Annotated in this window: 12 protein-coding genes and 1 pseudogene; 8 read left to right on the top strand and 5 right to left on the bottom strand. The window is 63.3% G+C overall.

Annotation, left to right across the window (positions count from 1 at the left end; translation table 11 throughout):
* The 4 genes and pseudogenes from RGD00_RS20030 to RGD00_RS20015 form a co-directional block, all read right to left on the bottom strand.
* A pseudogene (locus RGD00_RS20030) lies at positions 1–133 on the bottom strand (IS5/IS1182 family transposase); the annotation flags it as partial.
* A 23-nt stretch (positions 134–156) separates the two neighbouring features.
* The gene (locus tag RGD00_RS20025) at positions 157–459 is read right to left on the bottom strand and encodes a hypothetical protein (protein ID WP_310459045.1); all 303 of its coding nucleotides are present in this window, start codon (positions 457–459) and stop codon (positions 157–159) included.
* Between the two features lie 357 nt (positions 460–816).
* A complete protein-coding gene (locus tag RGD00_RS20020) occupies positions 817–1,263 on the bottom strand; it encodes a nuclear transport factor 2 family protein (RefSeq protein ID WP_310459044.1) in 447 nt (148 codons plus the stop codon).
* A gap of 13 nt (positions 1,264–1,276) precedes the next feature.
* Entirely contained in the window at positions 1,277–2,659 is a 1,383-nt protein-coding gene (locus RGD00_RS20015) for an MmgE/PrpD family protein (protein ID WP_310459043.1), read from the bottom strand.
* Positions 2,660–3,023: 364 nt separating this feature from the next.
* On the opposite strand from RGD00_RS20015, the gene RGD00_RS20010 reads away from it, so the two are divergent.
* From RGD00_RS20010 to RGD00_RS19975, 8 genes are all read left to right on the top strand, one after another.
* Positions 3,024–3,227 carry a hypothetical protein gene (locus RGD00_RS20010; protein ID WP_310459042.1) on the top strand — a complete coding sequence of 68 codons (204 nt, stop codon included), beginning with the start codon at positions 3,024–3,026 and terminating at the stop codon, positions 3,225–3,227.
* Positions 3,224–3,634 (top strand): hypothetical protein, encoded by a 411-nt coding sequence (locus RGD00_RS20005; protein ID WP_310459041.1) that lies wholly within the window; start codon positions 3,224–3,226, stop codon positions 3,632–3,634. The genes RGD00_RS20010 and RGD00_RS20005 overlap by 4 nt, the downstream gene beginning before the upstream one ends.
* On the top strand, positions 3,631–3,843 hold the full coding sequence (locus tag RGD00_RS20000) for a hypothetical protein (RefSeq protein ID WP_310459040.1): 213 nt from the start codon (positions 3,631–3,633) through the stop codon (positions 3,841–3,843). Before RGD00_RS20005 ends, RGD00_RS20000 begins: the two co-directional genes overlap by 4 nt.
* Complete coding sequence (locus RGD00_RS19995; RefSeq protein WP_310459039.1) at positions 3,840–4,118, top strand: hypothetical protein; 279 nt, start codon at positions 3,840–3,842, stop codon at positions 4,116–4,118. Before RGD00_RS20000 ends, RGD00_RS19995 begins: the two co-directional genes overlap by 4 nt.
* Positions 4,115–4,417 (top strand): hypothetical protein, encoded by a 303-nt coding sequence (locus RGD00_RS19990; RefSeq protein ID WP_310459038.1) that lies wholly within the window; start codon positions 4,115–4,117, stop codon positions 4,415–4,417. Before RGD00_RS19995 ends, RGD00_RS19990 begins: the two co-directional genes overlap by 4 nt.
* The gene (locus RGD00_RS19985) at positions 4,417–4,722 is read left to right on the top strand and encodes a hypothetical protein (RefSeq protein ID WP_310459037.1); all 306 of its coding nucleotides are present in this window, start codon (positions 4,417–4,419) and stop codon (positions 4,720–4,722) included. The genes RGD00_RS19990 and RGD00_RS19985 overlap by 1 nt, the downstream gene beginning before the upstream one ends.
* 274 nt (positions 4,723–4,996) lie before the next feature.
* Positions 4,997–5,641: a hypothetical protein gene (locus RGD00_RS19980; RefSeq protein ID WP_310459036.1), complete on the top strand. Its 645-nt coding sequence runs from the start codon at positions 4,997–4,999 to the stop codon at positions 5,639–5,641.
* Positions 5,641–6,852 (top strand): DGQHR domain-containing protein, encoded by a 1,212-nt coding sequence (locus RGD00_RS19975; protein ID WP_310459035.1) that lies wholly within the window; start codon positions 5,641–5,643, stop codon positions 6,850–6,852. The genes RGD00_RS19980 and RGD00_RS19975 overlap by 1 nt, the downstream gene beginning before the upstream one ends.
* A 28-nt stretch (positions 6,853–6,880) precedes the next feature.
* On the opposite strand, the gene RGD00_RS19970 is transcribed toward RGD00_RS19975, so the two are convergent.
* A complete protein-coding gene (locus RGD00_RS19970) occupies positions 6,881–7,951 on the bottom strand; it encodes a tyrosine-type recombinase/integrase (RefSeq protein ID WP_310459034.1) in 1,071 nt (356 codons plus the stop codon).
* Between the last annotated feature and the right edge of the window lie 26 nt (positions 7,952–7,977).

Raw genomic sequence — 7,977 nt, 5'->3', positions numbered from 1 at the left:
GCTTGCCAGTCGGCGCGGCCTTCCACGTCATGGCGGGGTCGAACCAGATCGTCAGAGAGCCGCGGCGCTTGAGCGCTGGGTTATAGGCGGGCCAGTTCCTGGTCTTGTAGATCGGGGGTGTCGGTCTGCTCATGCAGTCAAGCTACCACGCTGGATTCACGAGATGAATCCCTCACGCGATTTGTGCAACAGAGCCCCGTCGGGGCCGTAAAGATCGACGCCCGTCAGTTCAGCCGCCGAGAACGTGGTGAAATCGGGCACCAGGGTGAAGCCTTCGGGCGCCTCGAAGCCCGGCGTCACCGTGATGGTGGTGGTGGTGTCGGGCGTGCCCGGAACGGTGGTGTCGTCGGTCGCCGGCGGGCTCACCCCACCCGGCGCAGTGCTTTGTGCGAAGGCCGGGGCAGCACCCAGGGCAGCAATCAGCGCGATCAACGCGGCATTGCGTTTCATGTTCTGCATCGTTTCCTCCTGTTTCCGCGATCCCCGGAATTGGGGATGCCTGAAAGGTCATATGTGGGCCGAATTCGTCCCTGCAATGACCGTGCCGGAAAACCCGGGCCGGGACAGCCCCGACGCACGAAATCGCCCGAAAGCCGCCGAAAGGGCCATGGCCGATGCGCGGCGGATGGCCATTGCGGGCCAAGCGCCCCTTTCGCCGATCCGTTTGCACCTTTTTCCGCAAATCCGGGCAAGACGAATCGGCGGACCGCCGCATGTTCCCGCCGGTCGAGCCATCGTGAATGGCACCCGCACACGGATAGCGCCATGCAGAAAGCCGGGCGCGCGGCCGGAAGGCGGGCCGCGCGCGCCCGAAGGTCAGCCGCGGATGTTGTCCTTGAAGATCGGGCTGACGTTCACGAAGCTGGAAAACTTCAAATATGTCGTCTTCCACAGGCCATCGCGCCGGGCATAGGCGAAATCGTACCCCCCCGACAGCAGTTGCAGCAGGCCGTCATCGGTTTCGCGGAAATAGATCACATCGGTTTTCGCCGTGGCCGTGTCGCCCGTCACCTCGATCACCGGGTTGGTGATGTGGTGGTGGCATTTCGGCACCTGCCGCCAGACCCTGTGCACCAGCGCGCGGATCTCGTCCGTCCCCCTCGCCTCGCCCCGGGGCAGCATATAGGCGCCGTCCGCGGCCCAGATGCCCATGAAGGTTTCTTCGTCTTTCCTGTCGATCCCGTGGCAGTATTTCGCCATCAGGGTCCGGATGTCCTCGATGTCGATAACGCGCTGGATCCGGGCGTGCAGGCTGTCGGTCATGGTGTTCCCTCCATCAGCGGGGGTTGAGCGCGCGGGCGAAATCCGCCGGCGTCGCGGCGTCGTTCCAGATCACCGCCGCCAGATCCTGCCCGGTGGGAAAACTGCCCTGATGCGCCAGCCCGTCGCCCTTGGCGATGATCTGGTCGATGCCCATCGGCCTGCGCGCGGTGCCCAGACTGTCGGCCACCATCGCTGCGCGGGTGGTGCCGTCGGCAAAGCGCATCCGCACGCCGGTGGCGAACTGGCGGGGGTAATAGGTGCGCTCCATATCCGCATCGACCTCGAACCGGACCTTCGCGGCCAGATCGAGGATGCGGCGGTCGGTCAGGAACGCCTCGCCATAGGCGTCATAGCGCGTGGGCCCGTAGGCCAGCGTCGCGCCGACGATATAGGGGCAGCTGTATTGCGCGGTCATCACCGATTCCGCCCGCGTCATGTGCTGTTCCGCGATCAGGCGGGGGCCGGTGATCAGGATGTCCGCGATCTCCTCCACCGGGCGGGTGAAGCCGTCCGTCACCTCGCGCAGCGCGTCGATGGTGGAATGGAACAGCCGGCAGCAGGAATAGGGTTTGAGGCTGATGACATGGATCTGCAACGCCGCGCCCGGCGTCACCTCGTTCAGCGGCCCGCCGAAGATGCCGGCGACGCCATAGGCGCCTTCGGCCGATTGCAGCGGCGCGGTCACATCCGGCAGGCCGGCGAAATCCGCCGCCAGCACGCCGTTGCGCGCCCCCAACCCGGCATGCACGCGCTTGATCTCGCCCCCCGTGGATTCCATGGAAAACTGCATCGAACCGCAGGCCTGCGACAGCGACAGCCCCCACAGCCGTTGCAGGTCCGCCGCCATCACCGCGCGCCCCTGCGCCCAGGACCGCAGGCACCACGCCGCCGTCGCCGCACCGAAGGATCCGTAGACCGGGGTCGGGTGGAAGCCGCGGTGCACCGTCTGCATGCCCCCCGCCGCCATGCCGACCAGCGCCATCGCCTCGTATCCCGCCGCGCAGGCGCGCAGCAGGTCGGCCTGCCCTGCGCCGGTTTCCGCCGCCACCGCCAGCGCCGCGGGGATGACGGCGCAGCCCGGGTGGCTGGTGGTCACGTCATGGGTGTCGTCCAGTTCATAGCTGTGGCCCGCCGTGCCGTGCACCAGCGCCGCGACCGACGGGTCGGCCGTCCAGTCCGCCCCCAGCACCATCGCCGGGCCGGTGCCCGCGAACCGGCGCGACCAGCCCGCGATCTGCCGCGCCGCCGGCCGGGTGATGCCCCAGAGCGAGACGATGAAATTGTCGAGGAAGAGCCGCCGCATCGCCTCGGTATCCGCACCGGTCAGCGGCCGGTTCGCCACCTCTGCCACATGCCCTGCCAGCCGCGCCGTCAACCCCGCGCCCCCCTGCCCCATGCCATCCTCCTGCAACTTCCGGGCGGCAGTCTACCCCGCCGGGGGTGCAGGCACAGGGCGATCTGCCGGTACGGAAAGCGGGCGATGGCAGGCAGAGGAAGGGCCTATGGCCACACACACACCCCTGCGGGGACGGATCTGGGGGGGGGGGTGGCGCACCCGACAGGATTCGAACCTGTGACCTCTGCCTTCGGAGGGCAGCGGTGGGTGCGTAAGGCTATTGATTGTGCAGGAAAATGTTTCCGGTATTGCTGGTCATTTCCTGTGATTTCGGGTGGTTTCTGGGCGTTTCAGTGCGGAAGTTTTGGATCGTGTCCCTTCTTACCTAATTCCTCCCCAAGGGAAAAGAGGAGGAACTTGCCCCATGAAGATCTACATTCTTGCCAACATCGACAAACCATCCGGACCGGGGTGGCAGGTCCAGGGCGTGTTCTCATCGCTCGAAAAGGCATACGCAACCGGTAAGCCAGGCGACCAGATCCTGCACATGGAACTGGATGTCGACTACACCGACGTCTTCGACTTCGACAACACGCTCGTTGCCGGCGCGGAAGGCGGTGCGGCATGAACACCCCACGCATCACCCGAGCTCAAGCCGCAGAGCACTTCGCCACGAACGTCGCCGGGCAGCACCCGCCCCGGGCCAAGGCCATTCTTGACGACATCTGGGGCGGCAAGCCGCAGCCATCCGAGCCCGCCGAAGAAGTCGTCGTCCCGATGGGCCAGCGCGTCGGCTTCACCGACCTCATGACGATGGATCTTGACATCGACTGGAAGACCGCCGTCGCCCCTGCCCCAGCCATGCCCCTTCCGGGCAACCGCAAGGCCCGCCGTGCGCAGAAGGCCGGCGCCGCTACCCAAGCCGCCGACGGCTCGCGCACCATCACCGGCAAGGCCTACTTCCGCAGCGAGGATGGCGAGTGGCAGGAGCTGAACGGCGGCAAGGAAACCACCGTGACGTGGAGGCCGGCATGACCGAACAGCTTTCCAAAGGATCCCGGCACAAGCGGCGCCGCACAGAGGCGAAGAAGATGGTCGCCATCTTCAAGCGCATCGGCGGCGACAACCCACCATCGGCCCACGAGGTGATGAAGATGGAGGCCTGGAAGGCGACCCGCCCAAGCCAGTTGCCGCGCTTCGAGCGCGAGACCCGCACGGGCCGGTATGCCGGGAGCAAGCCATGACCAACCACCCTGCCCCGGACCCGTTCGCGTTCGACCCGGCGCGCGTGGTGAGCGGGCTCGTATCGTGGATCCACAACCGCAAGCTTATGGTGTCGATGTCATACCGCATGCCAGACGGCAGATATTTCATCCATGAGTGCGAGCCGATGAACGCTGCGATGGAACACACCGCCCATCTGATGCGGTGCAACTTCGACGCCAAGGTGGCCGGTCTTTCCGCCCACCAGCGCATGGCTTGGGCGGCGGCCGCGCAGGCCGAGCGGGTGGCGCCATGACACTCCCCATCGTCGTCTTCCGCAACATGGCCGAGGCCTACGCCTTCGGCCGCGACATCACCGGCGCCATCGTCGCGAGCGCATCTATGCCCAAGTCGATGCGCATTGTCTGTTCGCCCACGGTCTATGTCAGTGAAGGGGCGGCGGAGCTGCCAGGCATCCTGGATATCGTGCGCAAAAGGCAGCAGCCGTTCAAAGACGCGACACTGGAAATCCTGCCGGCCGAGCACATCCGTCTGTTGTTCGGGTCGGCCCACGACAAGCTGCGGCTCGCGGCGATACGGGCGGGGGTGGCGTGATGCAGACTATAGACGGTGAATGGCTGGATGGCCGGCCCGTCCGCGTCATAACAGACTTTTACCATGCCACCTCCAGGTATGCGCATGCCTTCTGCAATGCAGAAGCAGGACGATTCACGCACGAATCCATTGCTACGACGTTTGGGTTGAGCGCAGAGCAATACGAAGCCATGATGAACGCCACGGAAGGCGATGACAAAACGGCTGCGATTTTTTACGCGATGGCAGCCTTTATTGAGGCGCCATCAGCTCACGCTCGCCTGTTGGTTCTTGCGGCGCACCGAGCCCGCCAGGCCGCCCCATGACCTTCTCCCCCGCCGCCATCACCGATGCCCCTTCCCCGCTGGTCAGCGACCCACGGTTCACGTTCGTCCGGTTCACACACCCCCTGCCCTGCGGTGGTGTCGTCCAGGTGGACCGGTGCGTGAACGGCCCGGGCGAGTGGCCGACGGAGCGCGTGCGGGAAGAGGCGGTGGAGCAGCTGCGGCGGGCATACGAAGAGCGGGCGTTCACAACCGAGGCTTGATTTCGCCATGCTTCCAAAGCAGTGTGCGACTGAACCTTGGGAAAATCTGTGTGATGGCGTTCATCATTAATCTTGCGCTTAGTTTAGCGGTTTTGGCCTTGCTGTGCGGAGCCGCTATTCAGTTCATTCGGGGCTACAAGAAAGAAGACTGGAAGGCCGCAGGGTGGAAGGCCTTTTTCTTGTGGGTGGTCTCAACGTCTCCTGTGCTCGCCAGCATTGCGCTAAGCAGCCCGAAGACGGGTGGTGGCGAGGTTTGGAAGCAGTTCTTTGACGAGGTGCTGCGGCGGCTAACTCTGACTGAAATGTTCGTCTATTCGGCGGCATTCCTTGCCCCGATGCTTTATGTCGTGTTCGAGGTGTATGATGCCTATGAAAAGAAGGAGGTTAAGCTAACCATCAAGGACATCAGCGGCGTAATGCGCGGAATCGAAAAAGTGTTTCTCACTTCAATCATTATTCTGATTCTAACGCTCATCGCCTATGCCGGGGCAAACACAAACAACGCAGTATTTTCAACAACATACATTTCCATTTTCCTTCAGCAGAAGGGATACATGTTATATATCGCTTCGCTTCTCATCTGGTATTCGGTCATTCTTTGGGAAAAAGGACCAGTAAACTTCTCACTCGAGACGGCACAGAAGAGCGAAGAAGAAGACTTCAAGGAAAAGATGGCACGGCGCAGGGGTGAACAGTGATGGCAGAGAAACTTGTCGGCCCCTTCCCCGTTCAAGAAGTGAAGCAAAAGAATGGCTCGTTCTTCTCTGCATGCCTTCCAGCCGAAGTCGTGACGGACATCACGTTCAGCGATGTGCGGCGCCTTGCCAATGAAGAGCGGGACGTTGAACGATACCTTGGTGTGCAGCGCCCAATCAACAAGGACCGGGTGAAGAAGATCCGCGACTACATTTTGTCACCGGACCCAACCTTCCCAACGGCCATCATTGTAGCCATCGACGAAGCGTGCGTGCGCTACGACCCCGACAAACGCGAGATGACCCTCTTCGAGGCACATGTCGCAAAGGACACCGGCGATGGGAAGGAGATCCCATTCGGCAAGATCGCCAGGGTCCTCGATGGCCAGCACCGGCTGGCGGGCTTCTTCAACGAAGACGAGAAGTATGACATCGGAGGCGCCGAGTTTGACCTGAACGTGTCCATATTTGTGGGTGCGGACCTTTCAGTGCAGGCGCAGATTTTCGCCACGGTGAACCTGGCACAAACGAAGGTCAGCCGCAGCCTGGTCTATGAACTGGAAGATCTGTCGAAGGCGCGGAGCCCGTTCCGCACGGCCCACAACATCGCCGTCGGATTGGATGGGCTGAAATCGAGCCCATTCCACCAGCGCATCAAGAGGCTTGGATATGTTACGCCAGGACGGACCGGCGAGACCATCACGCAGGCCGCCTTTGTGGAAGCACTGACCAACCTTATTTCGCGGGACCCGTTCGCAGACCGAAACGCCTACATCGACGGCCGCAAGCTGGAACCCGTGCGAGGTGACGAAGAGCGGCGGACGCCGTTCAGGAACATGTTCATTTCTGGCGAGGATGGAGACTTCGACATCGCCGACAACGTCGACAACTACTTCCGCGCGGTCCGTGGCAAGTGGCCCGATGCTTGGGCCGACACGTCACGCAAGAGCGGCATCTTGCCGAAGACGAACGCCTTCCGTGCGTTCATGCGCCACCTGAAGGACATCTACTGCGACCTGGCAAAGATGCACGGCAAGGTCGTGCCGGTTGAGGCCTATGCGAAGGTCTTGGAAGACGTCCACTTGAAGGACGAAGACCTAACGACAAGGACGTTCAAGCCCGGCAGCTCGGGGGAATCTGCGTTCTATAAGGTCTTGACGCGTCAGGTCGAAGCGGAAGACCTGTTTGAGCAAGGCGAACTTCCCCTCGAATGACCAAGGGCCCCGCCTCGCGGGGCCCTTTTCATCTCGGCCGCTTGCCGAGGTTTGAGATCTGGACCTTGGCCCTCGCCTGGTGCTTCGGCGAGTGGTGCCAGTAGTTGCTTTGGATGGTCTCGATGGACGTCGAGAAATAGTCGGACGCGTCCTCGGCGCTGCCGCCCGACTGGATGAACAGCGTGATGGACGTGTGTTTCAGTGTGTGCGGCGTGATGCGCTTGACCCCTGCCCTGACGGCGGCGCCTTCCAACGCTTTCCCGATGTCCCACACGGGCTGGCCCGGGTCGCGCGCGGTTTCCGCGATGTAAGTGCCGCCGTGGATCCGTTTCCACCGACGAAGGTGCGCAACCAGTCGCTCGGGGATGACGTGCGGCCGGCGCTTCTTCACGGTTTCCAGCTCGTCGTCGCCGCTGCGCCACCAGATCTCTTGTTCGAGATCCACCCAGGGGCCGTCGGCGCGTCGGGCCCACGTCGTGCGAGCAACGGTTCGCGGACGGCTGCCCGTATAGAACTGGCACAGGGCCAAGCGTGCGGCGTGCTTGCTGCGCTTCTGGCGCCACAATGCCCAGAGCAACCGAGCGAACTCGTCGCGTGTCAACCAGTCCGGCCTTGGCGCGCCCTTCGGTGGCATCCAGACGGCCGGGGCGCCGATGAGCATACGTGACCGGTGCGCTTTGTTCAGCGCGGCGCGCAGCACGCCAAGCTCGCGGCGCGCGGTGGACGCAGACGGGCGGGTTTTAACATAGGCGCGGCACGTCTCTTCTGAGACGTCAGCCACCGTCTTCGACGACCAGAACGCCGACATTGCTTTGACAGCGTGCGCTTGCCGTTCGGGGGCGGCCATTTCCTCACGGAGGGTTTCCAGGTAGTGCGTCAGGACCACGCCCACTGACACGTCCCGCAGGTTTTGCGGGTCGCGGTTGGGGTCTGTCTTCGTCAGCTTTTGCGCGAGGTATTTGCTGAAAGCTTCTTCAGCAGCGCCTCGGCCGCCGTCGCCGCGCTGCCCGGTGCGGACGTCCTTGCCGGCGTCACGGATGACCCACTCGCCCGTGTCGGGGCGCTGGTAGAGACGGGCTGGTTTTTGGGGTCTGGCCATTTCAAATACTCATCCAAGCTGTCGCG

It is taken from the genome of Ruixingdingia sedimenti, assembly GCF_031432425.1.
Classification (GTDB): domain Bacteria; phylum Pseudomonadota; class Alphaproteobacteria; order Rhodobacterales; family Rhodobacteraceae; genus Ruixingdingia; species Ruixingdingia sedimenti.
The sequence above is the reverse complement of the archived record's forward strand: the minus strand, read 5'-3'. Positions and strand labels throughout refer to the sequence as shown.

What these genes read in the sequence shown, in the direction of transcription:
- RGD00_RS20025 (WP_310459045.1), bottom strand. Translation starts at nt 459, where the DNA reads ATGCAGAACATGAAACGCAATGCCGCGTTGATCGCGCTGATTGCTGCC.
- RGD00_RS20020 (WP_310459044.1), bottom strand. Translation starts at nt 1,263, where the DNA reads ATGACCGACAGCCTGCACGCCCGGATCCAGCGCGTTATCGACATCGAG.
- RGD00_RS20015 (WP_310459043.1), bottom strand. Translation starts at nt 2,659, where the DNA reads ATGGGGCAGGGGGGCGCGGGGTTGACGGCGCGGCTGGCAGGGCATGTG.
- RGD00_RS20010 (WP_310459042.1), top strand. Translation starts at nt 3,024, where the DNA reads ATGAAGATCTACATTCTTGCCAACATCGACAAACCATCCGGACCGGGG.
- RGD00_RS20005 (WP_310459041.1), top strand. Translation starts at nt 3,224, where the DNA reads ATGAACACCCCACGCATCACCCGAGCTCAAGCCGCAGAGCACTTCGCC.
- RGD00_RS20000 (WP_310459040.1), top strand. Translation starts at nt 3,631, where the DNA reads ATGACCGAACAGCTTTCCAAAGGATCCCGGCACAAGCGGCGCCGCACA.
- RGD00_RS19995 (WP_310459039.1), top strand. Translation starts at nt 3,840, where the DNA reads ATGACCAACCACCCTGCCCCGGACCCGTTCGCGTTCGACCCGGCGCGC.
- RGD00_RS19990 (WP_310459038.1), top strand. Translation starts at nt 4,115, where the DNA reads ATGACACTCCCCATCGTCGTCTTCCGCAACATGGCCGAGGCCTACGCC.
- RGD00_RS19985 (WP_310459037.1), top strand. Translation starts at nt 4,417, where the DNA reads ATGCAGACTATAGACGGTGAATGGCTGGATGGCCGGCCCGTCCGCGTC.
- RGD00_RS19980 (WP_310459036.1), top strand. Translation starts at nt 4,997, where the DNA reads ATGGCGTTCATCATTAATCTTGCGCTTAGTTTAGCGGTTTTGGCCTTG.
- RGD00_RS19975 (WP_310459035.1), top strand. Translation starts at nt 5,641, where the DNA reads ATGGCAGAGAAACTTGTCGGCCCCTTCCCCGTTCAAGAAGTGAAGCAA.
- RGD00_RS19970 (WP_310459034.1), bottom strand. Translation starts at nt 7,951, where the DNA reads ATGGCCAGACCCCAAAAACCAGCCCGTCTCTACCAGCGCCCCGACACG.